This window comes from Haemophilus haemolyticus, from assembly GCF_003493685.1.
GTDB classification, from domain to species: Bacteria; Pseudomonadota; Gammaproteobacteria; order Enterobacterales; family Pasteurellaceae; genus Haemophilus; species Haemophilus haemolyticus_O.
Genome location: NZ_QQJW01000002.1, coordinates 1 through 25,645, shown reverse-complemented (window position 1 = coordinate 25,645; position 25,645 = coordinate 1). Strand labels below are relative to the sequence as shown.

29 protein-coding genes are annotated in these 25,645 nt (G+C 38.8%); 10 read left to right on the top strand and 19 right to left on the bottom strand.

Features of this window, described 5'->3' with window-relative positions:
• Window positions 1-35 precede the first annotated feature (35 nt).
• Together secB and DV434_RS02330 are read right to left on the bottom strand one after the other, a co-directional pair.
• The gene (secB, locus tag DV434_RS02335; protein ID WP_005629412.1) at window positions 36-545 is read right to left on the bottom strand and encodes a protein-export chaperone SecB; all 510 of its coding nucleotides are present in this window, start codon (window positions 543-545) and stop codon (window positions 36-38) included.
• Between the two features lie 13 nt (window positions 546-558).
• On the bottom strand, window positions 559-1,005 hold the full coding sequence (locus DV434_RS02330) for a rhodanese-like domain-containing protein (RefSeq protein WP_118785187.1): 447 nt from the start codon (window positions 1,003-1,005) through the stop codon (window positions 559-561).
• Window positions 1,006-1,253: 248 nt separating this feature from the next.
• Between DV434_RS02330 and DV434_RS02325 the strand changes: the two genes are divergently transcribed.
• Window positions 1,254-2,576 carry an anaerobic C4-dicarboxylate transporter gene (locus DV434_RS02325; RefSeq protein WP_118785186.1) on the top strand — a complete coding sequence of 441 codons (1,323 nt, stop codon included), beginning with the start codon at window positions 1,254-1,256 and terminating at the stop codon, window positions 2,574-2,576.
• Window positions 2,577-2,708: 132 nt separating this feature from the next.
• On the opposite strand, the gene gnd is transcribed toward DV434_RS02325, so the two are convergent.
• The 8 genes from gnd to DV434_RS02285 all read right to left on the bottom strand — a co-directional run bounded on the left by gnd (window position 2,709) and on the right by DV434_RS02285 (window position 10,699).
• A complete protein-coding gene (gene gnd / locus DV434_RS02320; RefSeq protein ID WP_118785185.1) occupies window positions 2,709-4,163 on the bottom strand; it encodes a decarboxylating NADP(+)-dependent phosphogluconate dehydrogenase in 1,455 nt (484 codons plus the stop codon).
• 98 nt (window positions 4,164-4,261) lie between these two features.
• On the bottom strand, window positions 4,262-4,594 hold the full coding sequence (locus DV434_RS02315) for an avidin-fold protein (RefSeq protein WP_114908440.1): 333 nt from the start codon (window positions 4,592-4,594) through the stop codon (window positions 4,262-4,264).
• A 60-nt stretch (window positions 4,595-4,654) separates the two neighbouring features.
• On the bottom strand, window positions 4,655-5,047 hold the full coding sequence (locus DV434_RS02310) for a GNAT family N-acetyltransferase (protein ID WP_114908439.1): 393 nt from the start codon (window positions 5,045-5,047) through the stop codon (window positions 4,655-4,657).
• Window positions 5,048-5,080: 33 nt separating this feature from the next.
• Window positions 5,081-5,779, bottom strand: a complete 699-nt coding sequence (gene pgl / locus DV434_RS02305) for a 6-phosphogluconolactonase (RefSeq protein ID WP_118785184.1) — start codon at window positions 5,777-5,779, stop codon at window positions 5,081-5,083.
• Between the two features lie 88 nt (window positions 5,780-5,867).
• Complete coding sequence (gene zwf / locus DV434_RS02300; protein WP_118785183.1) at window positions 5,868-7,352, bottom strand: glucose-6-phosphate dehydrogenase; 1,485 nt, start codon at window positions 7,350-7,352, stop codon at window positions 5,868-5,870.
• Window positions 7,353-7,426: 74 nt separating this feature from the next.
• Window positions 7,427-8,236, bottom strand: coding sequence for a 3'(2'),5'-bisphosphate nucleotidase CysQ (cysQ, locus tag DV434_RS02295; protein ID WP_118785182.1), 810 nt, complete (start codon window positions 8,234-8,236; stop codon window positions 7,427-7,429).
• Window positions 8,237-8,240: 4 nt separating this feature from the next.
• The gene (locus DV434_RS02290) at window positions 8,241-8,657 is read right to left on the bottom strand and encodes a hypothetical protein (protein WP_118785181.1); all 417 of its coding nucleotides are present in this window, start codon (window positions 8,655-8,657) and stop codon (window positions 8,241-8,243) included.
• Between the two features lie 53 nt (window positions 8,658-8,710).
• A complete protein-coding gene (locus DV434_RS02285; protein ID WP_118785180.1) occupies window positions 8,711-10,699 on the bottom strand; it encodes an OPT family oligopeptide transporter in 1,989 nt (662 codons plus the stop codon).
• 226 nt (window positions 10,700-10,925) lie between these two features.
• Between DV434_RS02285 and hslR the strand changes: the two genes are divergently transcribed.
• Window positions 10,926-11,324 (top strand): ribosome-associated heat shock protein Hsp15, encoded by a 399-nt coding sequence (gene hslR, locus DV434_RS02280; protein ID WP_005630545.1) that lies wholly within the window; start codon window positions 10,926-10,928, stop codon window positions 11,322-11,324.
• A 25-nt stretch (window positions 11,325-11,349) separates the two neighbouring features.
• On the opposite strand, the gene asnC is transcribed toward hslR, so the two are convergent.
• Window positions 11,350-11,802, bottom strand: coding sequence for a transcriptional regulator AsnC (gene asnC / locus DV434_RS02275; protein ID WP_006995222.1), 453 nt, complete (start codon window positions 11,800-11,802; stop codon window positions 11,350-11,352).
• Window positions 11,803-11,955: 153 nt separating this feature from the next.
• Here asnC and asnA point away from each other — a divergent pair, with 153 nt between their 5' ends.
• The gene (gene asnA / locus DV434_RS02270; RefSeq protein ID WP_118785179.1) at window positions 11,956-12,948 is read left to right on the top strand and encodes an aspartate--ammonia ligase; all 993 of its coding nucleotides are present in this window, start codon (window positions 11,956-11,958) and stop codon (window positions 12,946-12,948) included.
• Between the two features lie 66 nt (window positions 12,949-13,014).
• On the opposite strand, the gene DV434_RS02265 is transcribed toward asnA, so the two are convergent.
• The 4 genes from DV434_RS02265 to DV434_RS02250 all read right to left on the bottom strand — a co-directional run bounded on the left by DV434_RS02265 (window position 13,015) and on the right by DV434_RS02250 (window position 19,414).
• Window positions 13,015-13,689, bottom strand: coding sequence for a phosphoglycolate phosphatase (locus DV434_RS02265; protein WP_118785178.1), 675 nt, complete (start codon window positions 13,687-13,689; stop codon window positions 13,015-13,017).
• 45 nt (window positions 13,690-13,734) lie between these two features.
• Window positions 13,735-14,409, bottom strand: a complete 675-nt coding sequence (gene rpe / locus DV434_RS02260; protein WP_118785177.1) for a ribulose-phosphate 3-epimerase — start codon at window positions 14,407-14,409, stop codon at window positions 13,735-13,737.
• Window positions 14,410-14,555: 146 nt separating this feature from the next.
• Window positions 14,556-16,976 carry a DNA topoisomerase (ATP-hydrolyzing) subunit B gene (gene gyrB, locus DV434_RS02255; protein WP_118785176.1) on the bottom strand — a complete coding sequence of 807 codons (2,421 nt, stop codon included), beginning with the start codon at window positions 16,974-16,976 and terminating at the stop codon, window positions 14,556-14,558.
• 125 nt (window positions 16,977-17,101) lie between these two features.
• Window positions 17,102-19,414 (bottom strand): Tex family protein, encoded by a 2,313-nt coding sequence (locus tag DV434_RS02250; RefSeq protein WP_118785175.1) that lies wholly within the window; start codon window positions 19,412-19,414, stop codon window positions 17,102-17,104.
• A gap of 107 nt (window positions 19,415-19,521) precedes the next feature.
• Between DV434_RS02250 and greB the strand changes: the two genes are divergently transcribed.
• Window positions 19,522-19,998, top strand: coding sequence for a transcription elongation factor GreB (gene greB, locus DV434_RS02245; protein ID WP_005630533.1), 477 nt, complete (start codon window positions 19,522-19,524; stop codon window positions 19,996-19,998).
• Window positions 19,999-20,067: 69 nt separating this feature from the next.
• Here greB and fabR read toward each other — a convergent pair whose 3' ends face one another.
• Both fabR and oxyR read right to left on the bottom strand, forming a co-directional pair.
• Window positions 20,068-20,685 carry an HTH-type transcriptional repressor FabR gene (gene fabR / locus DV434_RS02240; RefSeq protein ID WP_005629669.1) on the bottom strand — a complete coding sequence of 206 codons (618 nt, stop codon included), beginning with the start codon at window positions 20,683-20,685 and terminating at the stop codon, window positions 20,068-20,070.
• A complete protein-coding gene (gene oxyR, locus DV434_RS02235) occupies window positions 20,685-21,590 on the bottom strand; it encodes a DNA-binding transcriptional regulator OxyR (protein WP_053466033.1) in 906 nt (301 codons plus the stop codon). Before oxyR ends, fabR begins: the two co-directional genes overlap by 1 nt.
• A 123-nt stretch (window positions 21,591-21,713) precedes the next feature.
• Here oxyR and pgdx point away from each other — a divergent pair, with 123 nt between their 5' ends.
• Window positions 21,714-22,439 (top strand): hybrid peroxiredoxin PGdx, encoded by a 726-nt coding sequence (pgdx, locus tag DV434_RS02230; protein ID WP_005630531.1) that lies wholly within the window; start codon window positions 21,714-21,716, stop codon window positions 22,437-22,439.
• A gap of 91 nt (window positions 22,440-22,530) precedes the next feature.
• On the opposite strand, the gene DV434_RS02225 is transcribed toward pgdx, so the two are convergent.
• Window positions 22,531-22,752 carry a SlyX family protein gene (locus tag DV434_RS02225; RefSeq protein ID WP_005630530.1) on the bottom strand — a complete coding sequence of 74 codons (222 nt, stop codon included), beginning with the start codon at window positions 22,750-22,752 and terminating at the stop codon, window positions 22,531-22,533.
• Between the two features lie 97 nt (window positions 22,753-22,849).
• Between DV434_RS02225 and fkpA the strand changes: the two genes are divergently transcribed.
• From fkpA to DV434_RS02200, 5 genes are all read left to right on the top strand, one after another.
• A complete protein-coding gene (gene fkpA, locus DV434_RS02220) occupies window positions 22,850-23,575 on the top strand; it encodes an FKBP-type peptidyl-prolyl cis-trans isomerase (RefSeq protein ID WP_005635645.1) in 726 nt (241 codons plus the stop codon).
• 88 nt (window positions 23,576-23,663) lie between these two features.
• Complete coding sequence (locus DV434_RS02215) at window positions 23,664-24,329, top strand: helix-turn-helix transcriptional regulator (protein ID WP_118785174.1); 666 nt, start codon at window positions 23,664-23,666, stop codon at window positions 24,327-24,329.
• Window positions 24,329-24,709, top strand: coding sequence for a sulfurtransferase complex subunit TusD (gene tusD / locus DV434_RS02210; protein ID WP_118785173.1), 381 nt, complete (start codon window positions 24,329-24,331; stop codon window positions 24,707-24,709). The genes DV434_RS02215 and tusD overlap by 1 nt, the downstream gene beginning before the upstream one ends.
• A complete protein-coding gene (gene tusC / locus DV434_RS02205) occupies window positions 24,706-25,065 on the top strand; it encodes a sulfurtransferase complex subunit TusC (RefSeq protein WP_118785172.1) in 360 nt (119 codons plus the stop codon). Before tusD ends, tusC begins: the two co-directional genes overlap by 4 nt.
• A gap of 8 nt (window positions 25,066-25,073) precedes the next feature.
• On the top strand, window positions 25,074-25,361 hold the full coding sequence (locus DV434_RS02200) for a DsrH/TusB family sulfur relay protein (protein ID WP_118785171.1): 288 nt from the start codon (window positions 25,074-25,076) through the stop codon (window positions 25,359-25,361).
• Window positions 25,362-25,487: 126 nt separating this feature from the next.
• Here the strand turns inward: DV434_RS02200 and DV434_RS02195 are convergent.
• Window positions 25,488-25,645, bottom strand: a 158-nt coding sequence (locus tag DV434_RS02195; RefSeq protein ID WP_463013968.1) for an EF-Tu C-terminal domain-related protein, incomplete at its 5' end; no start/stop codon positions are given.

Here is a 25,645-nt window from a genome sequence, read left to right as displayed (position 1 = left end):
AGGATTCCTAGCTTGCCTTTTGTTTTACCACTTAATTAGTGTTTAGTTTGACCTTCTTCAGATTTTTCTTCTGCATTTTCTGCTTGTTGGCGATTCATATATTCAACAAACAATGCATCAAAGTTTACTGGAGATAAATTCAACGCAGGGAACGTGCCGCGATTTACTAGGTTAGACACTAATTCACGCGCATAAGGGAAAAGCATATTCGGGCATTGAGAAGTTAAACAATGCGCCATTTGAACATCTTCTAAACCGCTAATAGTGAACACGCCAGCTTGTTTTACTTCACAAATAAATGCGACATCCCCACTATCTTCAAGTGTAGTTTCAACTGAAATGTTTAATACCACTTCATATAAGTCATCACCAACTTGGGTTGTTTCGGTGCTTAAATCAAAACCAAGTTTTGGTTTCCATTCTTGCTGGAAAATATGTGGAAGATTTGGTGCTTCAAAAGACACATCTTTCACATAAATACGTTGAATTTGAAGAACAGGTTGTTGTTCTTCTGTTGCTGCAACGTCTTGTTTTTGTTCTGACATTTTCTATTCCTTATTATTTATGTTTTTTAACTAAAGGTAAATTTGCCGCTGCCCATGCAGAAATGCCTTCTTTTAACACAAACACACGGTTAAAACCTTGTTTCGCTAAAAGTGTAGCTGAAGCTGGTGCGGAAACACCGTTAATATCAACCAACACAATTGCTTTCTCTTTGTGTTGTTCAATTTTACCAATGTTTTGGTTTTTAATTTCACTTGGAAGTAAATTAATGCTATCAATGATATGACCACGTTGAAATTCTTCAATACTACGTAAATCCACCACAATAGCTTCATCCGCATTGATTAAACGAATTACCTCATTGTGAGTAATTACTTTAAATTTACTCGTTGCGCCTTTATAGAAGGTATAAATTACCATCACGAAAATCGCAAACCAAGAAACCGCTAAAAGAGAATGTTTTTGAGCAAACTCTATTGCCATTGGGATAAATTCTTGCATTGTTTTCTCTACTGATTAAGTACGTCAAAATAGGGTTCAAGTATAACCGCACTTGGGTTATCTTTCAAAAAAATTCTTATGAACGTTAAATACCTTGAATTATACATCTATAACTAAACTAGAAATAACCGCACTTTTGACCACAATTTATTGATCCATGTTATGGAATCGATACCTATTTGTTGCTATATTAAGCGCTGTTTTAACAAATAAAACAAAGATGTTTTTTAATTAACTTAGGGGGCAGTATGTCTGCAATGTTCTTACTACAATTTGCCATCGTATTATTGTGTATCTTTGTGGGTGCACGAGTAGGTGGTATCGGTTTAGGTGTATTTGGTGGTTTAGGCCTTGCTATTCTTTCTTTTGGCTTTGGCCTAAAACCAGCAGGTTTACCTATTGATGTTATGTTTATGATTATGGCTGTAGTTTCTGCAGCAGCAGCAATGCAAGCGGCTGGCGGTTTAGACTACATGATCAAAATCGCAACCAAAATCTTACGTCGTAATCCTAAACATATTACTTTTATCGCGCCAGCAGTAACTTGGTTATTCACTTTCTTAGCGGGTACTGGTCACGTAGCATATTCTGTATTACCAGTTATCGCTGAAGTGAGCCGTCAAAACGGTATCCGTCCAGAACGTCCAATGTCAATGGCGGTAATCGCATCACAATTTGCTATCGTAGCAAGCCCTATTGCGGCAGCTGTTGTAGCGGTCGTTGCTTACCTTGAACCACAAGGCATTCATCTTGGCGATGTTTTAATGGTAACCATTCCTTCAACTATTTTAGGACTTTTCCTTGCTTGCATATTCGTAAACAAAATGGGTAAAGAATTAAAAGATGATCCAGAATATCAACGTCGTTTAAATGATCCAAAATATGCAGATATTTTTGCTTCTACCACTTCAGTCAAAGAAGTAGAAGTGAGCAAAACAGCTAAGATTTCTGTTTCTTTATTCTTATTTGGTTCATTACTTGTTGTAATCATGGGTGCGGTTCCATCTTTACGTCCAGTATTTGATGGTAAACCAATGGGGATGGCACACACTATCGAAATCATTATGTTAGCGATTGGTGCGTTAATCATCTTAACTTGTAAACCAGATGGCACTGAAATCACTAAAGGTTCTGTGTTCCACGCAGGTATGCGTGCAGTAATCGCAATCTTCGGTATTGCATGGTTAGGTGATACATTGATGCAAGCGCACATGACTGAAGTAAAAGAAATGGTGAAAGGCTTAGTTGAAACTGCACCATGGGCATTTGCTTTCGCGCTATTTGTACTTTCAGTATTAGTAAACAGCCAAGGTGCAACAGTAGCGACATTGTTCCCACTTGGTATCGCATTAGGTATCCCAGCACCAGTATTAATCGGTGTATTTGTTGCTGTAAATGGTTACTTCTTTATCCCTAACTATGGCCCAATCATCGCGTCTCTTGACTTCGATACCACAGGTACAACCAGAATCGGTAAATACATTTTAAACCACAGCTTTATGCTTCCTGGTTTATTGAGTATGCTTTTCTGCTTATTAATCGGTTTAGGTCTTTCTCACGTTATTCTTTAAAATGTGATTTCATAACAAAGAACGGTGCTGAAATAGCACCGTTTTTATTTCCTAAATATAAAAAGAAAAGAGATAAAAAAATACCGCACTTTAATATCTCAAAAGTGCGGTAATTTTTATCGATATTTTTAACTACACATCATAGGTGGTAGAAGCGGTATTCCCACCACGACCTGTCCAGTTAGTATGGAAGAATTCACCACGTGGTTTATCAGTACGCTCATAAGTATGTGCGCCGAAGTAGTCACGTTGTGCTTGCAATAAGTTTGCTGGTAAACGTGCTGAAGTGTAGCCATCTAAGAAGGTAATAGCTGATGCCATACAAGGCATTGGAATACCCACTTCGATAGATTTTGCCACCACTTTACGCCAGTCGCTTAATGCATTTTCTAAAATACCTTTGAAGTAACTATCTGACCCCAAGAAGATTAAATCTGGGTTCGCTTCGTACGCATCGCGAATGTTACCTAAGAAACGGCTACGAATGATGCAACCTTCGCGCCATAATAATGCCGTTGCACCATAGTTAATATCCCAACCAAATTGTTCAGAGGCTTCACGAATCAGCATAAAGCCTTGTGCGTAAGAGATGATTTTTGACGCCAATAATGCTTTACGCACTGCTTCAATCCAAACTTTTTTATCACCTTCAACTGGTTGAATTGTTTTGCCGAATAATTGGTTAGCGGCAACACGTTGATCTTTAAATGAAGATACGCAACGAGCAAAGACAGATTCAGTGATTAAGGTTAATGGAATACCGAAATCTAATGCATTGATACCCGTCCATTTACCTGTCCCTTTTTGGCCTGCGGTATCTAAGATTTTTTCAACTAATGGCTCACCATCTGCATCTTTATAACCAAGAATATCGGTGGTGATATCAATTAAATAACTATCAAGTTCAGTTTTTTTCCATTCTGCAAAGATCGATTGCATTTCCTCATAGCTTAAGCCTAAACCTTCTTTTAAGAATTGGTAAGCTTCACAGATTAATTGCATATCGCCATATTCGATACCGTTGTGAACCATTTTCACAAAGTGGCCAGCGCCTTCACCGCCCACCCAGTCACAGCAAGGTTCGCCTTGTTCTGTTTTAGCTGAGATTGCTTGGAAAATTGGTTTCACATATTGCCATGCTTCTTGATTACCACCTGGCATGATAGATGGCCCATGACGTGCACCTTCTTCACCGCCAGAAACACCCGAACCGATAAAGCGAATTCCTTTTTCCGCTAACGCTTTTACACGACGGTTGGTATCTGGGTAGTTTGAGTTACCACCATCAATAATGATGTCGCCTTCTTCTAAGTGCGGTAATAATGCCTCAATGAATTGATCCACCACATCACCTGCGCGCACCATTAACATCACTTTGCGTGGTTTTTCTAATTTAGAAGCCAAATCTTCTAACGAGTATGCGCCGATAATATTGGTGCCTTTTGCTGCACCTTGTAAAAATTCATCCACTTTTGACGTGGTACGATTATACGCCACCACTTTAAACCCGTGGTCGTTCATATTTAAAATGAGGTTCTGCCCCATTACGGCTAAGCCGATAACACCGATGTCGCCTTTTACTGACATTGTTTTCTCCTGTTTGTGAGGTACCGATGCACCTATCATTTAGTATTTATTGTAAAGTATAAGAAGCTTGTTTCAGATATTCTATAGCAAAACTTATTTTAAATTTCTCTAATTAAAGAGCTGCCTTGCTCTAATGTGTCTAGCCACTGCCATTTTTCATGACCGACGAGTTTACTTTTTTCTAAAGAAAATGTTGTACAGCAACGCCCCAAACGATTTTCTAGTGATTGATTTAAATGTTGATACGTAAATTGAACTTGAGTATCGTTAATCCATTTTCCAATTAAAAAACCTTTTAAAATTTCACCGCCACCATATTCTGCCCAAATCATTTTACCTTGCTGATGGTAATGAAATTCGGTTTGGCTGCTGACCTCACCATTTGCGGTGTTTTCAACAGCAATAAATTTTTTATTATCTAAATTTAACATTAAAGTAACTCCGCATCTGATGTATCTATATCTTATTTTAGTCCGTACAATGCTAATAAATTAACTCCTCGTCCACGCACTCATATGCTGTGTAAATCCAATATGCGGATAATAATCTACAGCTTGTGGAGCTGATAACAGCACAATTTTAGCTTGTGGATGTAAGGCTTGTTTAGTGTGTTCAATCAATTGCAATCCAATACCTTGTTTTTGATATTGTTCATCAACCGCTAAATCAGATAAATAACAGCAATAGGCAAAATCCGTCACGGAACGTGCTATGCCCACTAATTGTTCACCATCCCAAGCAGTAACTAATAAATCTGCATGGTGCAACATCGCCGCGACGCGTTTTTCATCCTCTAACGGACGGCGTGCCCCGAGCGTTGTTTTATTTAGCAGTGCAATAAATTGTTTAACTGAAATCGGTTCATTCACTTTGTAGTCTATCATTTTGCAAGCCTGAGATATTTGATTCTAAACTTATTATAGCAACTCCGCCGCTGCCTTATCCAAATACCATTCCGTCACCCCATTTTTTGCTTTAATTTTTGCTGCAGGGTAAGGCAGGTTTTCTGCAGGAGTAGTTTGGATTTCTTTTAAAATATCCGCTTTGCTTTCTCCAGTGACCAAGTAGGTAATGCGTTTGGCTTGTTCAATGAGTTTGACTGTTTTAGAAATGCGAATTTGGCCGCTTTCAGGGTGCTTAGCAATGACAGCAAGGTTTTCATCATCAAAATTGGTTTGATGTGGGAAGAGAGAAGCGGTATGACCATCAGTTCCCATGCCTAAAATAATCCAATCAAAAATACCGTTTGGAATGACCGCACTTAATTCTTCTTCGAAGCGTTTTAACTCAAAGTGCGGTTCATTTTCACCACGAATTCGGTGGATATTTTCTGCTGGAATTTGAATGTGATCGAATAAAAGTTTTTGTACTTCGCCATAGTTGCTTTCAGGATCAGATGGCGGAACCATACGATCATCTCCCCACCAAAAATGCAGATTTTTCCAGTTAATTTGTTCCGCATAAGGCGTTTTGGCTAAGGTTTTAAATAACAACTTAGGCGTTGAACCACCAGAAAGGGAAATATGTACGGGATGATTTAATTGACTATAAATCAAAAATTCTTGTGAAATTTTATCGACTGCATGTTGAGCAGTTGGGAAGCTGATAGTGTTCATTGATGTTCCGTAGGGTGGGCTTTAGCCCACAATTTATTATATTCGATATTAAGAGCGGTGGGCTAAAGCCCACCCTACATTAGATTAATTAAACTTTTTTCTTCATTAAACCTGTCGGTTTACGCCAAACTTTGCCTTGTTTTGCAATTAATTTATCGGCTGCCACAGGGCCCCAAGTACCGGCTTCATATTCATGAATACGACCACCATTAGCTTTGTAATCTAAAATCGGTTGCACAAATTTCCATGCGGCATGCACAGCATCAGTACGAGCAAACAAGGTAGCATCACCTTTCATCGCATCTAACAATAAGCGTTCATAAGCGGTTAATACTTGTGCGCCAGCTAAATCTGCATAACGGAAATCCATTGATACTTCTTTCGCCTCAAAACCTGCACCTGGTTTTTTCAAACCAAAACGCATTGAAATCGCTTCATCAGGTTGAATACGAATAATCAATTTATTCTCTGGTGCATTTTGGCTGAATACAGGATGTGGTGTAGTTTTAAAATGGATTACAATTTCAGTCACACGAGCTGGTAAGCGCTTACCTGTACGAACATAGAACGGCACACCAGCCCAACGCCAGTTTTCAATTTCACAACGTAATGCGATGTAAGTTTCAGTACGAGAATCTGCCGGTACGCCTTTTTCTTCTAAATAGCCTTTTTCCATTTTGCCGTTAATTTCAGCCGCAGTATATTGACCTAAAACGAGATTATGCTCCATATCTTCGGCAGTTAATGGACGTAAACTATGCATCACTTTTGCCACTTCATCACGCATTGAATTCGCATTAATAATCGCAGGCGGCTCCATTGCCACCATCGCTAATACTTGCAATAAATGGTTTTGGAACATATCTCGCATTGCGCCAGAACCATCATAATAGCCACCGCGCTCTTCCACGCCAATAGATTCTGCACCCGTAATTTCTACATAATCAATGAAATTACGGTTCCAAAGCGGTTCAAACCAACCATTTGAAAAACGTAATACGAGCAAGTTTTGAACGGTTTCTTTACCTAAATAATGGTCGATACGATAAATTTGGTGTTCTTCAAAGAAACGGTGGATTTGTACGTCTAATGCTTGCGCTGTTTTTTCATCATAACCAAACGGTTTTTCAACGATAATACGTTTCCAGCCATATTCTTCCGTATTTAAACCATGTGCAGCCAAACACTCAGGAATTACGCCATAAAGACTTGGCGGAGTGGACATATAGTAAAGCGTGTTACCACAAGTTTGATATTTATCGTGAAGTTCGTCTAAACGTGGAACAAGTTTGCCATAATCTTGCGCATCAGATGTATTCACTGCTTGGTAATAAAGATGAGAGCAAAAAGCATCTAAGGTTTCTGGTGTTGTTTCTTCATTATGAATTAACGCTTCACGCATTTTTTTACGGAAAGTTTCATCGTTCAACTCAGAACGTGCAACACCAAGAACGGAAAAGTTTTCACTCAAACGCCCGATTTTGTAGAGATTATAAAGAGCTGGAATGAGTTTACGGTGAGTTAAGTCACCAGACGCGCCAAAGATGACGATACAGTTATTATCAGTTTGCATAATTATTCCTTATAAGATTCCGAGCAATGTCGAAAATAATGCCGTATTCTAGAGAAAAAAACCAATCGAACCAATCAATTAAATTGAAAGACAGAACGCCAATCGAGCGATTGATCACCCACCATGACAAAATGCGGATTAATCAAGGTTTCACGTTGGTTATAAGTTAAATGCTCAAAATGAGAGTCAAAAATGGCACCGTGAGTTTCACCCAGTAACACTTCAGCGCCAGCAGTATCCCATTCACCAGTTTGTCCTAAACGAACATAACAATCTACTGCGCCTTCAGCCACTAAACCGCTTTTTAAGCTACTTGAACCAACCACAACAAATTCACAAGGAAAATCCTTCGGCAAAATCGACCGCACTTTTTCTTGTGAAGTGGTTGCACCTACCGCAATTCGTAAAGGGCGGTCAAAATTTGTCGTGTTTTTAGTAAGTTTTTTTACCTGATCGAGTTGTTTTTTAAACGTGCCGAAATCACGCATTGCATAATAAGTTGTCGATAAAACTGGCGCATGAATAACGCTTAACACTGGTTTATTTTTACGAACTAAGGTTATCAAAACAGAAAATTGATCGGTACGATTAATAAATTGTTGTGTACCATCAAGAGGATCAATCAACCAATATTCTTTCCAATTTTTACGTTCTTTAAAGGAAATATGGCAATTTTCTTCCGAAAGAACAGGGACATTAGGGAAAAGTGCGGTCAATTTTTCTGTTAAAAATTGGCTCACAAAAAGATCCGCTTCCGTCACAGGTGTGTTGTCTTCTTTCAATTCAACATGAACCTGTTTTTGATAAAACTGTTGCAAATGCTTACCTGCTTGGTAAGCAATTAGCAATACTTGGTTAAGTAAGTGTTCGTTTAGCGTGAGCATAAAATTATTCTCTTGTTTTTGGTAGCAACCACGGCATCACAAACAGAGCATAAAATACCATTCCGCATGTGCTTATTAGGCCGAGGGATAATCCCCCTTCGGTCAACCAGCCCCAAAACGAAGTGTCTTGTTCACCGAGCAATAACAAATAAAAATAAGATGCCATATTGCAGTAAACAAATGAAATGATCGATGAAACGAATACAATCGAAGCAATGTTATAACGTGTGTAACGGAATTTTGCAGCTAAAAGTGCGGTTAAAAATGCGGGAATGGTGGCGAGAAGAAATGCTGTGAGAGCATAGCTAGAAAAAGGAACGATAACGCCACTTGAATCATCATCAAACCAAATCAAAAGTGCGGTGACGATTACCTGTAAAATCAGAGGGAAAAAAATAAGTGTTTTTAAATAAGATTTCATAATAAAAAAATAGGCTATCCAAAAGGTAGCCTATTCTAAAATAAATTTAAGAATTAATCAGATTTTTTCGCACGTAATACGCGAGATGCAAAAATCACAATGCCCACGATAAATACGATTAAACCCAACCACTCGCCAATAGCATCCCAGTTTTCAAGATTTAAGGATAATGGTGCTTCAGAACCACCGGTGGTAACAGAAGCCGCAATAATGAATGCTAAAATCACACCCATTAAGCTTTCACCTACGATTAAACCTGCAGAGAAAAGCGTACCGAAACGTTCTGCTTTAGCTGATACTTCTTTGTTACCAATTTTTGCAATATGACGAGTCATGATCCATGCTAAGAATGCACCAACAATCACAGGCATATTAATTGATGGTGGTAAGTAAATACCAATCCCCACAGCAATAACTGGCAAGCCAAAGACTTTGTTGCTGACTTTTTTCAAGAATGCATCAATCGTAATTAACACCGCACCTAAGCCGACACCAGTTAAGATATAAGTCCATTCCAATTTATTTGTGAAAATACCTTGAGAAATGGTGGTCATTAATGTTGCTTGTGGTGCAGATAGGGCTTGTGAAGGATCCATATCTGGACGTGGTAATGCACCGCTGAAACCATACGCGTGATATAAGATTTCTAATACTGGCGCGATAACAAGCGCACCGACAAAGCAGCCGATAATTAATGCGACTTGTTGACGCCAAGGTGTCGCATCCACTAATAAGCCCGTTTTTAAATCTTGCAAGTTATCGTTAGAAATCGTTGCAGTGGTTAATACAATTGACGCAGTAAAGAGTGTAAGTGCGGTCAAAAATTTCTGACCATCCACGGTTTCAAATAAGCCAGATGCATTACCGATTGACACCAATACCAATGAAATCACGATAACAGAAATAATCCCGATACCAGAAATTGGGCTTGAAGATGAACCCACTAAACCTGCCATATAACCAGAAGCTGCAGCCACGAAGAAGCCGATAAATACAGCTAAGAAAGTACAGACTACCACTAATAAAATGGAAAGCTCAGGTGAAATCGGTGCAGCCGCGATAAAGTGGTGTAATGAAATAACAATTAACACAACTGTCGCGATTAAGATATAAATCATTGTTTTTGGAGAAAGATCGATATCAACGCGGTGCTCAGATTCAGCTTGTCCACCTTTCAACATACGGAAAGAATGTACCATCCCTTCAATCATTGGTTTCATTAAAATAAGTAATGTCCAAATCGCTGCAATACCAATTGTACCTACACCAATAAAACGCACTTTCGTTTTCCAAACCATCATTGCAGCATCAATTAAGCTTGCGTCTGCCGCGATATCACCTGACATAGTGAAATATGGCACAGCCACACCCCAAGTCAAAATAACACCGATTAACATCGCAATACCGCCTACGATACCAATTAAATAACCCGCACCAAGTAAGGCAAGTGAAAAGCCCATTGGTAATTGGAAAGCCGCTTTACCAGTTTGAATCCAAGCGCTTGCACCATCAGCCATCACGCGTAAACCGTTCGTTAAAAATGCAACTAATCCTGCTAAAACACCACCGTAAGCAATATCTTTCACACCGCTATCGCCATCTGCATGATTACCCGCTTTTAAGATTTCTGCAGCCGCTACACCTTCAGGGTAAGGTAAATCACTGTTTACCACCATCGCACGGCGTAATGGAATGGTGAATAACACGCCCAATGTACCACCCGCAGCACAAATCAACATAGTTTGCCAGAATGGGAAGTCTTGCCAGTAACCCATCATTAATAAGCCTGGCAAGACGAAGATCACAGAAGAAAGTGTCCCCGCTGAAGATGCTTGTGTTTGCACCATGTTATTTTCAAGGATACTGGAATCTTTGAAAAATTTGAGCACAGCCATTGAAATGACGGCAGCCGGAATAGATGACGCGAATGTCATCCCCACTTTTAGACCGAGATACACATTGGATGCAGTGAAAATCACTGTAATCAATGCGCCGAGGATAATTCCTCGAACGGTTAATTCTTTTAAGTTTTCGTTATGCATAAAAATGTTCCTTGAGTAAAAAAAGAAAACCGCTCAACCTTGTCAAAAATTTGACCATTTTTCAAGTTTTTTTAACATAAATTTTGTTTTATTGAAAAATGTTTAAATTAACCTGTTTTGATTTTTTTCATTTAATAAAAATCCTATTAAAGAATAAAATTTTTAATAACAGTTCATTAGCATACTTTGTGGTACTATTTTGTCGAATTAAAATAAGGAGAAAATAATGGCAGAAAAAGAAGGTATTCGTTTAGACAAATGGTTGTGGGCTGCACGATTTTACAAAACACGTAGCATTGCTAAAGCGATGATTGAAAGTGGCAAAGTGCATTACAACAATCAACGTGCGAAAGTAAGTAAAATTGTGGAAGTCGGCGCAATGTTAAAACTTCGTCAAGGAAACGAAGAAAAAGAAATAAAAATTATCGCCTTAAGCGATCAACGCCGAGGTGCGCCAGAAGCACAATTACTCTATCAAGAAACCGAAAGTAGCGTGAAAAAAAGAGAAGAAATCGCGTGGGCAAGAAAAAACAATTCGCTTTCCATGCCCCATCCTGATCGTCGCCCAAACAAAAAAGAGCGGAGAGATTTATTGAAATTTAAACATCAGGATAAATTTGAATAAAAATTTCACCGCACTTTCTATTTTCTTAAGGTTTAATATCTCGCAAAATTGGATTTTGCATTGAAATCAAGGTTTCAGTGGATTGAATTTCATCAATTAACTGAATCTTGGTCGCCAAAACAGAATGTAATTCTGCAATTGTGTGTGTCATCACCTTTAAGAAAATGGAGTAATTGCCCGTTGTATAATAGGCTTCCACTACCTCATCAAAACTTTCTAGCTTTTTAATCACCTTCTCATAATCTTTTGCACTCTTTAGAATAATACCGATAAAACAGCATACGTCATAACCTAATTTACGCTCATCAATGATCACCTTCGTGCCTTCAATAATGCCAGATTGACGCATTTTTTCGACTCGAACATGAATCGTTCCTGGACTAACACCGAAATTTTTTGCCATTTCTGCATAAGGGGTTCTGGCATCTTTGGTAAGTACACGTAAGATTTGCCGATCTAAACTGTCAATATTGTGCATAAAATAGCCTCCTTTAGATTTTATTTAATTTTTCATTACTGAATTAGATATTATTCAATCAAAACAAGAAAGTAAATAAAATACTTGAAATAAAATCATAATTTATTGAATAATACTTAAAAATATTATTCCTCATTAAAAAAGGTTATCAAAATGAAAAAGACATTTATTTTACAACAACAAGAAATCAGCTTTGTGAAGAACACTTTCACGCAAAATCTTATTGAACAACTTGGTATTATTGAAGTACAAGGTCCTATCTTGAGCCAAGTGGGTAACGGAATGCAAGATAACTTATCTGGCATTGAGAAAGCCGTTCAGGTTAACGTGAAATGTATTCCAAATGCTGTATTTGAAGTTGTACATTCTCTTGCTAAATGGAAACGCCATACCCTTGCTCGCTTCAACTTTAAAGAAGGCGAAGGCTTGTTTGTTCATATGAAAGCATTACGCCCAGATGAAGATTCTCTTGATCCAACGCACTCTGTTTATGTGGATCAATGGGACTGGGAAAAAGTGATTCCTGAAGGTCGTCGTAACTTTGCATACTTAAAAGAAACGGTAAATTCTATTTATCGTGCTATTCGTTTAACAGAATTAGCCGTAGAAGCACGTTTTGATATTCCTTCAATTCTTCCAAAACACATTACCTTTGTGCACAGCGAAGATTTAGTAAAACGCTATCCAGATTTAAGCAGTAAAGAACGTGAAAACGCAATTTGTAAAGAATACGGCGCAGTATTCTTAATCGGCATTGGCGGCAAACTTTCAGATGGCAAATCTCATGATGGTCGTGCGCCTGACTATGACGACTGGACAACTGAATCTGAAAATGGCTACAAAGGTTTAAACGGCGATATTTTGGTATGGAACGACCAATTAGGCAAAGCCTTTGAACTTTCCTCAATGGGCATTCGCGTAGATGAAAGTGCATTACGCTTACAAGTTGGCCTAACGGGTGATGAAGACCGTTTAAAAATGGATTGGCACCAAGATTTATTAAACGGAAAATTACCATTAACTATCGGCGGTGGTATCGGTCAATCTCGCTTAGCAATGCTTTTACTTCGTAAAAAACATATCGGTGAAGTGCAATCAAGCGTATGGCCAAAAGAAATGTTAGAAGAATTTTCAAATATTCTTTAAAAAACAATTCATTTGATAAAAGAAGTGCGGTGAATTTTCACCGCACTTTTTTGTTAGATAGGAAACTTAAAGAATCGTTAATAGCTGGGCAAAATTATCAAACACCCAATCTGGATTGGATTCACTGATAGGGATATTGTAATTGTAGCCGTAAGTTAAACCAACAACCGCACAGCCCGTAGCATGCCCTGCGATAATATCATTTTTAGAATCGCCCACGAAAAGTACTTGGCGTGGTTCAAAACCAAATTTTCCACATAAATAATAAAGCGGACCTGGATGTGGTTTAATGGCAGGTAAAGACTGACCACCCAACATTTCACTAAATAAATGATCAATGCCAAATGCTGCCAACACAGGTTGAACATGTCTTGTGGGTTTATTAGTAACAACTGCTAGGACATAGCCTTTTTCTTTTAAGGTTTCTAGTGTTTCTTTTACATTAGGATACAGGCGACTGACATTACATAAATTCTCGCCATAATAAAAATTAAAACGCTCCGTTACCTGCTTAATCTCTTCTTCAGTTAACACTTTTCCTGTTTGTTTTTGCGCCCAATCTAACGCACGGGCAATTAATACAGGCGCACCATTACCGATCCAAGTTAACACTAATTCTTCTGGCGCTTTCGGTAAATCAAATTCAGCCAAGGCAGAATTTACTGATAATGCCAAATCAGGCAGGCTATTTACCAAGGTGCCATCTAAATCAAAGCCAATAAGTTTAAATTGTGTATTCATTGTTTTTCTCTGTTCTATTGCAATCGCATTTCATTAAAACGACGGTTATGCGCCCATACTCGCGAGCTGTGTACGCATTTGGTCAATAACTTGTTTATAATCTGGCTTACCAAAAATTGCGGAACCTGCCACAAACATATCAGCACCTGCTGCTGCAATTTCTGCAATATTATCAACCTTCACACCACCATCTACTTCAAGACGAATATCATAACCACTTTCATCAATGATCTTACGAGCCTGTTGTAATTTCTTCAATGTTGCAGGAATAAAAGATTGTCCGCCAAATCCAGGATTAACTGACATTAATAAAACCACATCCACTTTATCCAAAACGTAATCTAAATAGCTCAACGGCGTTGCAGGATTAAAAACTAATCCAGATTTACAACCACAATCACGAATAAGCTGCAAAGAGCGGTCAATATGTTCGCTAGATTCTGGGTGGAAAGTGATATAGTTCGCACCAGCTTTAGCAAAATCGGGAATAATGCGATCAACGGGTTTTACCATTAAATGCACATCAATCGGTGCGGTAATACCATAATCACGTAAAGCTTGACATACCGCAGGCCCAAAAGTGAGATTAGGTACATAATGATTGTCCATTACATCAAAATGAATAACATCCGCGCCCGCATTAAGTACGTTTTGTACATCATCACCAAGACGAGCGAGATCGGCAGAAAGAATTGATGGGGCGATAAGATAAGGTTTCATAAAGGTTCTCCGTTGAGAAAATGAGTGCATTTAGTTTACTCATTTAAGTTCAAAAAACCAATAGTAATCCTGATATGAAATAACAAGATAAACAAAGAAAGGGCACTTTAGTGCCCTTTCAGTTATTAATATAAATAGACGAAAATTTACACGTCCAGATTTGCTCTTAACGCATTCAGCTCAATGAACTCACGACGTGGCTCAACTTCATCTCCCATTAAGGTCGTGAAGAGTTGATCCGCTGCAACAGCATCCTTAATAGAAACTTTCAACATACGACGTGAATTTGGATCCATTGTAGTTTCCCAAAGTTGGTCTGCGTTCATTTCACCAAGTCCTTTATAACGTTGTACTTCAAGGCCTTTACGAGATTCTTTCACTAGCCATTCAACGGCTTGTTCAAAGCTACGCACTGGTTGTACTTTTTCACCGCGTGTAACATAAGCGCCTTCTTCCAATAAACCATTGAGTTGTTTATTAAGAGAAACAATTTTCGCGTATTCATTGCCGTGAACAAAATCAAAATTCAAGAAATAATCGGTATCAATACCGTGTTTACGAACAGTAATCACCGCTTCATACACTTGGCGTTCCGCATTAAATTGTGTACGTACTGAATATTGATGCGCTTCTGTTTCTTTTGCAGTCAGTTGTTCAACAAAAGATTTACCCCAATTTTCAACCGCACTTTCGTCTTTCATCATTTCAACAGAAATTGGCGACTGATAAATTAATCCTTGCAACACTGGAGTTGGATAATGGCGACTTAAACGACTGATAAGTTTTTGTACGCTATTATATTCTGCCACCAATTTTTCAAATACAAGGGCATTCATTGCTGGTGCATTTGCGCTAATATGTAATTCTGCGCCATCTAACGCAAGCGTTAATTCATATTGCTCCATTTCATCCGCATCTTTAATGTAGCGTTCTTGTTTTCCTTTTTTCACTTTGTAAAGTGGCGGCTGAGCAATGTAAACATAACCACGCTCAATAAGCTCAGGCATTTGACGATAGAAGAAGGTTAAAAGCAACGTACGGATGTGAGAACCATCCACATCAGCATCGGTCATAATAATGATATGATGATAACGTAATTTATCTGGGTTATATTCATCACGACCAATACCGCAGCCTAAAGCAGTAATTAATGTGCCCACTTCTTGGGAAGACAACATTTTGTCGAAACGTGCTTTTTCTACGTTTAAAATTTTACCTTTCAATGGCAAAATTGCTTGAGTTTTACGATCGCGACCAACTTTTGCAGAACCACCCGCGGAGTCCCCTTCCACTAAGTAAAGTTCAGAAAGCGCAGGATCTTTTTCTTGGCAGTCTGCAAGTTTACCCGGTAAACCTGCAATATCTAATGCCCCTTTACGGCGTGTCATTTCACGAGCTTTACGTGCTGCTTCACGCGCACGAGCGGCCATAATAATTTGGTTTACGATGATTTTTGCATCTGCCGGATTTTCCAATAAATATTCCTGCATTTTTTCATTCATCGCGGATTCCACCGCACTTTTAACTTCTGACGACACGAGCTTGTCTTTAGTTTGCGATGAGAATTTTGGATCAGGCACTTTAACTGAAATAATCGCCACCAAACCTTCACGTGCATCATCACCTGAAGTCGCCACTTTTTCTTTTTTCAGCATGCCTTCGTTTTCCATATAGCTATTTAAGCTACGGGTTAAAGCCCCACGGAAACCTGCTAAGTGAGTACCACCATCACGTTGCGGAATGTTATTGGTGAAGCAATACACGTTTTCATTTACACCATCATTCCACTGCAATGCGACTTCTACACCGATGCCATCTTTCTCAGCGGTAAAATAAAATGGCTTTGGATGAATTGGGTTTTTATTTTTGTTTAAGTATTCTACAAATGCTTGAATACCGCCTTCGTAATGGAAATGATCTTCAGAGCCATCACGTTTATCAATTAAACGAATAGATACGCCTGAGTTCAAGAAAGAAAGCTCGCGTAAGCGTTTTGCTAAGATTTTGTAATCAAAGGTTGTGATAGCAAAAATATCTGAGCTTGGCCAGAAACGAACTGTTGTCCCCGTTGCATCTGTGTCGCCAATCACTGTTAATGGCGCTTGTGGCTCACCTAAATGATAGAATTGCTCATGAACGTGACCTTGACGACGAATGGTTAACTGTAATTTATCAGAAAGCGCATTTACCACTGATACGCCCACACCGTGTAAACCGCCCGATACTTTATAAGAGTTATCGTCAAATTTACCGCCTGCATGAAGCACAGTCATGATAACTTCTGCTGCAGAAACACCTTCTTCTGGGTGAATATCCACAGGAATCCCGCGCCCATCATCTTGCACCGATACAGAATTATCATCATGAATTGTCACAATAATATCGGAACAATGGCCAGCGAGGGCTTCATCAATGGCATTATCCACCACTTCAAATACCATATGGTGCAAACCAGTACCGTCATCAGTATCACCGATATACATACCAGGACGTTTACGCACCGCATCAAGGCCTTTTAATACTTTAATGCTCGATGCACCATAGTTATCATTGGTCGTTTCTGACATAATTTATCTCATTCTTTTGTAAATAAAAATTGGGCGGGATTATAGCAAAAAATCGCTGTTTTGGCGATGCTTTTCGGGAAAGGAAAGCGATAAAAAAAGGGCGATTAATTTCGCCCTATAACTTGTTATTTTTTCCAATTTTTTAGCGCATCAGCAAAGGCATTGCCCATCATACTATTTCCTCTTGGATTACGATCTTGGCGAGGCGCATTACTTCTTGGTTTTGCACTTAAAGTGCGGTCAGATTTGCCGTCATTTTTGACCGCACTTTCATCTAATCGCATCGTCAAGGCAATACGTTTACGCGGCACATCTACTTCCAAGACTTTCACTTTTACGATATCGCCAGTTTTCACCACTTGATGTGGATCTTCCACGAATTTATCGCTTAATGATGAAATGTGCACTAAACCGTCTTGGTGAACACCGATATCCACAAATGCGCCGAAGTTAGTCACATTGGTGACGGTACCTTCTAAAATCATACCTGGTTTTAAATCAGTGATTTCTTCCACGCCTTCTGCGAATACAGCAGTTTTAAACTCACCACGCGGATCGCGCCCTGGTTTTTCCAACTCTTTGAAAATATCTTGGACGGTCGGTAAACCAAATTGCTCATCAATAAATTGTTTTGCATCAAGCTGACGTACCACACCCGCATTACCCATTAAATCTTGGATAGATTGCGCAGTGGCTTGCAAAATTTTTTCGACCACAGGATAAGCTTCTGGGTGAACACCTGAAGCATCAAGTGGATTTTTCCCGTCTGCAATACGCATAAAGCCCGCACATTGCTCAAAGGCTTTTGGCCCTAAACGCGGTACTTTTTTCAATTCGCTACGGCTTTCAAAACGACCATTTTCATCACGATATTCCACAATGTTTTGCGCTAAGGTTTTCGTCATTCCAGCCACACGAGCAAGCAATGGTGCGGATGCGGTATTTAAATCTACGCCTACTGCGTTTACACAGTCTTCCACCACCGCATCAAGTTTACGCGCAAGTTGAGTTTGGTTTACATCGTGCTGATATTGCCCTACACCAATGGCTTTCGGTTCGATTTTCACTAATTCTGCCAATGGATCTTGTAAACGACGCGCAATAGAGACCGCACCACGTAAAGATACATCTAAATTCGGGAATTCATTTGCGGCAAATTCAGAAGCTGAATAAACGGACGCGCCAGCTTCACTCACCACAACGGTTTGCGGTTTATTCTCTTTGATTTCTTTAATCACTTCTTTCGCAAAACGTTCGGTTTCACGAGAAGCTGTACCATTACCAATGGCAATTAATTCCACGTTATGTTTGCGGATTAAGCTGAAAATCGCCACTTGCGCTTCAGCTTCACGCCCCGTGTGTGGATAAATGGTGGTGGTATCTAATAATTTACCTGTGTTATCCACCACCGCAACTTTAACACCTGTACGTAAGCCCGGGTCCAAGCCCATAGTACTTTTCGCACCAGCGGGTGCCGCCATTAAAAGTGCGGTCAGATTTCGAGCGAAAACATCAATGGCTTCTTCTTCCGCTTTTTCACGTAAACTTGCCATTAATTCCGTTTCTAAATGCAACGACACTTTGATTTTCCACGTCCACGCAATCACTTGCTCACGCCATTTATCCGCAGGCTGTCCCGTGAAACGCACATCTAAATAATCACGAATAATCTCTTCACAATAGCTTTGACGACTTCCCTCTTCTGCATCAGGATCAGCATTTAAGCTTAATTGTAAAATCCCCTCATTACGTCCACGGAACATCGCTAATGCACGGTGAGACGGCACATTTTTCAATAATTCTTGGTGGTCGAAATAATCTTGGAATTTTGCGCCTTCCGTTTCCTTGCCTTCGATCACTTTGGATACGATAACGGCATTTTTCGCTAAATAATCACGGACTTTCGCTAATAAGCCCGCATCTTCAGCAAAACGCTCCATTAAAATATAGCGTGCACCGTCTAACGCAGCTTTGCTATCAGCTACGCCTTTTTCAGCATCAACAAAGGAAAGTGCGGTTGATTCTGGATCATTTTTTGGCTCGCACCAAAGTAAATCAGCCAATGGCTCAAGACCAGCTTCAATGGCAATTTGGCCTTTGGTACGGCGTTTTGGTTTGTACGGTAAATATAAATCCTCTAATTCAGTTTTGCTTTGTGTCGCATGGATTTTGTCACGTAATTCATCAGTCAATTTCCCTTGCTCTTCAATAGATTTTAAAATAGTTTGACGACGATCTTCTAATTCACGCAAATAAATTAAACGGGTTTCAAAATGACGAAGTTGGGTGTCATCCAAGCCACCAGTGGCCTCTTTACGATAACGTGCAATAAATGGAATGGTGTTGCCATCATCTAATAATTGAATGGCGGCGAGGATTTGTGGGGGTTGAACGGTTAATTCAGCCGCAATAATTTGGCTAATTTGTTGATTTAACATTGTCATACTTCTTTGTTATGAAAGGATTCGAGAAAAAACGGGGATAGAATACTGGTTTTAGGCTGTTGGCTCAAATATAATTCGAAAAACTTTCTTTTATTTTTATTATGGCAAAATCAAATTATATTACCCGTCAAGGCTGGAATGAGCTTGACCAAGAACTCAAGTTTTTGTGGAAAGAAGAACGCCCAAAAGTCACTCAAGCAGTCTCAGATGCAGCTGCTTTAGGCGATCGTAGCGAAAATGCCGAATATATTTATGGTAAACGCCGCTTACGTGAAATTGATCGTCGTGTACGTTTTTTAACTAAAAGATTGGAAGTGCTACAAATTGTCGATTACAACCCAAAGCAAGAAGGAAAAGTTTTCTTCGGGGCATGGGTAGAATTGGAAAATGAAGATGGTGAAATCAAGCAATATCGTATCGTCGGTTGCGATGAATTTGCCCCTGCGAAAAATTGGATATCCATTGATTCCCCAGTTGCTCGGGCTTTAATCGGAAAGACATTAGACGACGAAGTGCGGGTAGAAACGCCCTCAGGTTTTATCACACTTTATGTGAATAAAATTTGGTATGAGAAATAACTCGGAAAAATAAAAGATAGTGAATATCTAAGCCCAAAGAGAAAACTAATAGGCTAGATATAAACTATCTTACTTGCCTCTTTCCTTATTCGCTGCAAAATCAGCACCTTTTGCAAGCATTCTCAATTGCAAAATCACGCGAGCTTTAAGTTGCTCACGTTCAGCTTTACTCATATCTAAAGCATTAGCCCCTGCAGTGAATACGATTGTTACGATGCCTTCCGCTTGAACATAAGCAACATATTGCGAATATTGATGTTTGTAGGAAATATATTCTGCTAACTCATCAACAAAATGCTTAATTTCACGTGCTGCCGCAGTACGAAAAGCTTGAGAAGTGCCGGAACTTTCGCGTAATAGCAAGCGGAAAACGTTCGTACTGTTAGTGATAAATTCAAAAAATGTATCCACAGAAACAGAAATAACGCTACCGCCAGCATCGATACGCTTACGCGCTTGACGCATTAATTGACGCAACATCAAACCAGCTTCATCCACCATTTCTAAGCCGAGTTCATCCATATCGCTAAAATGGCGATAGAAAGATGTAGGCGCAATTCCAGCCTCGCGAGCAACTTCTCGCAAACTCAAATTAGAAAAACTTTTTTCTGCGCTAAGTTGATTAAATGCCGCATCCACTAAAGCGCGACGAGTCTTTTCTTTTTGAACAGCACGAACACCAGCCATTATTTCAACCCACCTAGAATAGATTTAACTTTATCGCTGACCGCACTTGCCACACGCTCATAACGATTACGCAATGGTGAACCAGGGCGATAAACCAACGCAATGGTACGTGATGGCTCTGGCGAATAACAAGGAATATATTTCACACCTTTGCGAGTGCCTTCATTCAATACCGCTAATTCAGGCATAAAAGTGATACCTGCATTTGCTGCCACCATATTGCGCAAAGTTTCAAGACTAGTTGCTTGGAAATGGGAATTTTCTTTTGCGCCAGCAGTGAAGCAATAATCTAACGCTTGATTACGTAAACAATGACCATCATCAAGCATTAACATTTCTTGACCATTTAATTGGTTCATTGGAAGTTTGCTTTCTTGAGCCCAAGGATGATGCTCTGATACGGCGAGTAACATTTTCTCGTTGAAAATAGGTACTTCAATAAAAGCCTCAGTTTCCGGAACAGTGGCAACGATGGCGCAATCTAAACGCCCCGTTTCCAATTGTTCTAATAATTGATGTGTTTGCGCTTCATAAAGAAACACTTCTAAATCAGGGAATGCCGCTTTTAACGTTGGCACAATATAAGGGAGCAAATAAGGACCAACTGTTGGGATTAAACCGATGTGTAATGGCCCTGTCATTTCTTTACCTTGATTACTTGCCATTTCTTTCAATAATTTTACTTCTCGAAGAACTGTGCGAGCCTGATCAACCAATAACATCCCAGATTGAGTAAACAACACCTTACGACTGGTGCGCTCTAACAAGATAATACCGAGCTCATCTTCTAATTTACGAATTTGACCACTTAATGTTGGTTGACTCACATTACAAGAATCGGCAGCACGGCGGAAATGTTTATATTCAGATAATGCAACAAGATATTCTAGATCACGGATATTCATGAGATTTTCCCTATAGAAAAATTCAATTAAAAGAATAGAATTAATTGATTATGACTATATCATAATTTTCCCTATAATACAGCGCGTAAAATTTAAATTAACAACCAATAGGAGAAAAAAACAATGTCTAGTATGGAAGGAAAAAAAGTCCCTCAAGTGACATTCCGCACTCGTCAGGGTGATAAATGGGTTGATGTAACTACCTCTGAATTATTTGATAACAAAACAGTGATCGTGTTCTCATTACCGGGAGCATTCACTCCAACTTGCTCATCATCACACTTACCACGTTACAACGAATTAGCGCCAGTATTCAAAAAATACGGTGTAGACGATATTCTTGTTGTATCTGTAAATGATACTTTCGTAATGAACGCATGGAAAGAAGATGAAAAATCTGAAAACATCACTTTCATTCCAGATGGTAATGGTGAATTTACCGAAGGCATGGGTATGTTAGTTGGTAAAGAAGATTTAGGTTTCGGTAAACGTTCATGGCGTTATTCTATGCTTGTGAAAAACGGCGTAGTTGAAAAAATGTTTATCGAACCAAACGAACCAGGCGATCCGTTCAAAGTATCAGATGCTGACACTATGTTGAAATACCTTGCGCCACAACACCAAGTGCAAGAGTCTATTTCAATCTTCACAAAACCTGGCTGTCCTTTCTGTGCAAAAGCAAAACAACTTTTACACGATAAAGGCTTAAGCTTCGAAGAAATCGTATTAGGTCACGATGCAACAATCGTGAGCGTACGTGCAGTTTCAGGTCGTACTACTGTTCCACAAGTGTTTATCGGTGGTAAACACATTGGCGGTAGCGACGATTTGGAAAAATACTTTGCATAAGCAGGCAAGTATTTAGCTGATTATTATTTGGGAATGTAATTTAAAGGGCGCATTAAGCGCCCTTTTCATTTGTTCGAATTTATTGCAAAAATCAATAATGGGGCGGTGGCGTTTCTTCAGATTGGCTTGCAATGTTAGAGGGTTGAAAATCTTTTAATTTATTTGCCATATAACGCAATTGGACTTGCATTTTATCAATATCAAATTGCTGTTGAACTAAAGCGTGATTTAATTCATCTAATAACTGTTCCTGAAATGCAATTTTCGTTTCAAGTTCCTCGATGCGATTTTCTAACATTTGTTGAATTTGCATAAATTTTCTCTAAATTCTAAAAAAAAGTTGAGAATAGATAGAAAGCCATTTAATCTATTCCTCGTATTATTCCATTCATTATAAAGGATTAACTCATATGTTAAAAATTCAAAAATTATCTATCGCAGCATTAATGGTAAGTGCGGTGATTTCTGGCCAAGTTTTTGCAGAGGATAGCGCATTCGATGAGAAAGCTGCATCTTATGCCGTAGGTACGCTCATGGGTGGTCAAATGAAAGATCTTGTAGATTCACACAAAGAAGTCATCAAATATGATAATGCGCGTATTTTAGATGGTTTAAAAGATGCCTTAGAAGGTAAAGTGGATGTTCGTAAAGATGAAAAAATCCAAAAAACCTTAGAATCTATTGAAGCAAAATTAATGGCTGCATCAAAAGCAAAAGCAGAATCTATTGCTAAACAAGCAAAAGAAGAAGGTGATAAATTCCGTGCTGAATTTGCTAAAGGTAAAGATGTAAAAACTACACAATCTGGTTTAATGTACAAAATTGAAAACGCAGGTAAAGGCGATGCAATCAAAGCAACAGATACGGTTAAAGTACATTACACTGGTAAATTACCAAATGGAAAAGTATTTGATAGCTCCGTAGAGCGTGGTCAACCTGTAGAATTCCAACTTGATCAGGTAATTAAAGGCTGGACTGAAGGTCTTCAATTAGTGAAAAAAGGCGGAAAAATTCAATTAGTTATTGCACCTGAATTAGGCTATGGCGAACAAGGTGCTGGCGCATCTATTCCACCAAATTCAACATTAATTTTTGATGTGGAAGTATTAGACGTCAATCCAAAAGCTACAAAATAATTAATAAGTTTAATAGCACGCGTTCTTTAACGCGTGCTTTTTATTATAAAAACGAGCGAAATTTTTACCGCACTTTTAACCTAACACCATGACTTTAAACGACAAATATCCTTTCACCGACGAAGATCGCACTATCATAAACTCCTACAAAGCGGTCGTTGATGGTGTAAGCGCACTGATTGGCGAACACTGCGAAATCGTACTTCATTCTCTAGAAGATATTGAACATTCTGCTATTTGTATTGCTAACGGACATAACACTAATCGACAAGTTGGTTCGCCAATCACCGATCTTGCCTTACGTTCGCTACGAAATATGCAAAGCGAAAGTGTTTCAAAGCCTTATTTTACACGAGCAAAAGGCAGCGTACTGATGAAATCAGTCACCATTGCCATTCGTAATAAAACTCAACGTATTATTGGTTTGCTTTGTATCAATATCAATTTAGATGTACCCGTGTCTCAATTTTTGCAATGCTTTATGCCAACGGAGCATACGAATGAAACATCTCCAGTGAACTTTGCGAGTTCAGTTGAAGACTTGGTTGCGCAGACTATTGAAAAAACAATAGAAGAAGTCAATGCGGATCGCTCTGTTGCCAATAATACTAAAAACCGACAAATCGTCCTTTCTCTTTACGAAAAAGGTATTTTTGATATTAAAGATGCGATTAATTTAGTCGCAGAACGTTTAGATATATCCCGACATACGGTTTACCTGTACATCCGTCAAATCAAACAAGAGCAAGAATAATGCGCTATGTTATCGCCGTCAAAAGCCCTATTTACGGAAAACAAGGGGCATTTTTAGCTTATCAATTTGCAGACGCCTTAATCAAAAAAGGACACAAAATCTCACAGATTTTTTTCTTTCAAGATGGCGTGAGTAACGGAAATGCATTCGTGTATCCAGCTAATGATGAAGTTAATTTACAAAAACATTGGCAAATGTTTTCCATCACCTACAATGTTCCTTTGCATTTATGTGTTACAGCATCTCAAAGACGAGGCGTCGTCGATAACTTAACCACATCAACCACAGATCATTACAATCTTGCAGAGAGATTCACAATTGCAGGCCTTGGTGAATTTATGGCAGCAAGTTTAAAAGCAGATCGAGTAATAACCCTATGAAAATAGCCTTTTTATTTCGCACATCTCCACATGGCACATCCATTTCACGAGAAGGCTTAGATGCAATTCTTGCCGCAACAGCTTTTTGTGATCCAGATGACATTGGCGTATTTTTTATAGATGATGGTGTACTAAATCTTATTAATCATCAACAACCTGAGATCATTCAACAGAAAGACTTCATTAGAACCTTTAAATTATTAGATTTATATGATGTAGAACAACGCTTTATCTGTACGGAGTCTTTACAGAAATTTAAGCTAGAGGATAAAGAACTCATCCTATCTTGTGAAAAAATTGACCGCTCTTTATTGATAAAAAAGCTTAATCAAGCAGAAAAGTTGTTTACTTTCTAAGGAATATTATGCTTTATACATTTTCTCAATCAGATTATCCAAAAACTGAACTAGATGACTATTTTTCATATATTACAGAAAAAGATGCTGTAGTATTATGGCAAGACGGTGTGCTATTGGCGGTAAAATATCCTGATTATTTTGCAAAATGTAAAGGGAATTGCATGATATTGAAACAAGATATTTTAGCAAGAAATCTCACCACACTTTTACCTCAAAGCAGCAAGATAAAATTAATTTCAATAGAAGAACTTGTTGGAATCACTGAGAATTATTCACCACAGCTATCACTATAAAAATCAAATAATTTAGTAAATACTCAACGAAGTATCAGATATAGAATAAACAAAAAGTGCGGAGAATTTCCCCCGCACTTTTCTTTTGTCTTCTTTCTGTCTTTAAGACATTCAAGAATATATCAATTATTTGATAATTTTTGCTACAACACCAGCGCCTACTGTACGGCCACCTTCACGGATTGCGAAACGTAAACCTTGGTCCATCGCGATTGGGTGGATTAAGCTTACTGTCATCTTGATGTTATCACCAGGCATTACCATTTCCACGCCTTCTGGTAATT

Bases quoted from the DNA above. Each gene is read 5' to 3' on its own strand.
- secB (WP_005629412.1), bottom strand. From the start codon at position 545: ATGTCAGAACAAAAACAAGACGTTGCAGCAACAGAAGAACAACAACCT.
- DV434_RS02330 (WP_118785187.1), bottom strand. From the start codon at position 1,005: ATGCAAGAATTTATCCCAATGGCAATAGAGTTTGCTCAAAAACATTCT.
- DV434_RS02325 (WP_118785186.1), top strand. From the start codon at position 1,254: ATGTCTGCAATGTTCTTACTACAATTTGCCATCGTATTATTGTGTATC.
- gnd (WP_118785185.1), bottom strand. From the start codon at position 4,163: ATGTCAGTAAAAGGCGACATCGGTGTTATCGGCTTAGCCGTAATGGGG.
- DV434_RS02315 (WP_114908440.1), bottom strand. From the start codon at position 4,594: ATGTTAAATTTAGATAATAAAAAATTTATTGCTGTTGAAAACACCGCA.
- DV434_RS02310 (WP_114908439.1), bottom strand. From the start codon at position 5,047: ATGATAGACTACAAAGTGAATGAACCGATTTCAGTTAAACAATTTATT.
- pgl (WP_118785184.1), bottom strand. From the start codon at position 5,779: ATGAACACTATCAGCTTCCCAACTGCTCAACATGCAGTCGATAAAATT.
- zwf (WP_118785183.1), bottom strand. From the start codon at position 7,352: ATGCAAACTGATAATAACTGTATCGTCATCTTTGGCGCGTCTGGTGAC.
- cysQ (WP_118785182.1), bottom strand. From the start codon at position 8,236: ATGCTCACGCTAAACGAACACTTACTTAACCAAGTATTGCTAATTGCT.
- DV434_RS02290 (WP_118785181.1), bottom strand. From the start codon at position 8,657: ATGAAATCTTATTTAAAAACACTTATTTTTTTCCCTCTGATTTTACAG.
- DV434_RS02285 (WP_118785180.1), bottom strand. From the start codon at position 10,699: ATGCATAACGAAAACTTAAAAGAATTAACCGTTCGAGGAATTATCCTC.
- hslR (WP_005630545.1), top strand. From the start codon at position 10,926: ATGGCAGAAAAAGAAGGTATTCGTTTAGACAAATGGTTGTGGGCTGCA.
- asnC (WP_006995222.1), bottom strand. From the start codon at position 11,802: ATGCACAATATTGACAGTTTAGATCGGCAAATCTTACGTGTACTTACC.
- asnA (WP_118785179.1), top strand. From the start codon at position 11,956: ATGAAAAAGACATTTATTTTACAACAACAAGAAATCAGCTTTGTGAAG.
- DV434_RS02265 (WP_118785178.1), bottom strand. From the start codon at position 13,689: ATGAATACACAATTTAAACTTATTGGCTTTGATTTAGATGGCACCTTG.
- rpe (WP_118785177.1), bottom strand. From the start codon at position 14,409: ATGAAACCTTATCTTATCGCCCCATCAATTCTTTCTGCCGATCTCGCT.
- gyrB (WP_118785176.1), bottom strand. From the start codon at position 16,976: ATGTCAGAAACGACCAATGATAACTATGGTGCATCGAGCATTAAAGTA.
- DV434_RS02250 (WP_118785175.1), bottom strand. From the start codon at position 19,414: ATGTTAAATCAACAAATTAGCCAAATTATTGCGGCTGAATTAACCGTT.
- greB (WP_005630533.1), top strand. From the start codon at position 19,522: ATGGCAAAATCAAATTATATTACCCGTCAAGGCTGGAATGAGCTTGAC.
- fabR (WP_005629669.1), bottom strand. From the start codon at position 20,685: ATGGCTGGTGTTCGTGCTGTTCAAAAAGAAAAGACTCGTCGCGCTTTA.
- oxyR (WP_053466033.1), bottom strand. From the start codon at position 21,590: ATGAATATCCGTGATCTAGAATATCTTGTTGCATTATCTGAATATAAA.
- pgdx (WP_005630531.1), top strand. From the start codon at position 21,714: ATGTCTAGTATGGAAGGAAAAAAAGTCCCTCAAGTGACATTCCGCACT.
- DV434_RS02225 (WP_005630530.1), bottom strand. From the start codon at position 22,752: ATGCAAATTCAACAAATGTTAGAAAATCGCATCGAGGAACTTGAAACG.
- fkpA (WP_005635645.1), top strand. From the start codon at position 22,850: ATGTTAAAAATTCAAAAATTATCTATCGCAGCATTAATGGTAAGTGCG.
- DV434_RS02215 (WP_118785174.1), top strand. From the start codon at position 23,664: ATGACTTTAAACGACAAATATCCTTTCACCGACGAAGATCGCACTATC.
- tusD (WP_118785173.1), top strand. From the start codon at position 24,329: ATGCGCTATGTTATCGCCGTCAAAAGCCCTATTTACGGAAAACAAGGG.
- tusC (WP_118785172.1), top strand. From the start codon at position 24,706: ATGAAAATAGCCTTTTTATTTCGCACATCTCCACATGGCACATCCATT.
- DV434_RS02200 (WP_118785171.1), top strand. From the start codon at position 25,074: ATGCTTTATACATTTTCTCAATCAGATTATCCAAAAACTGAACTAGAT.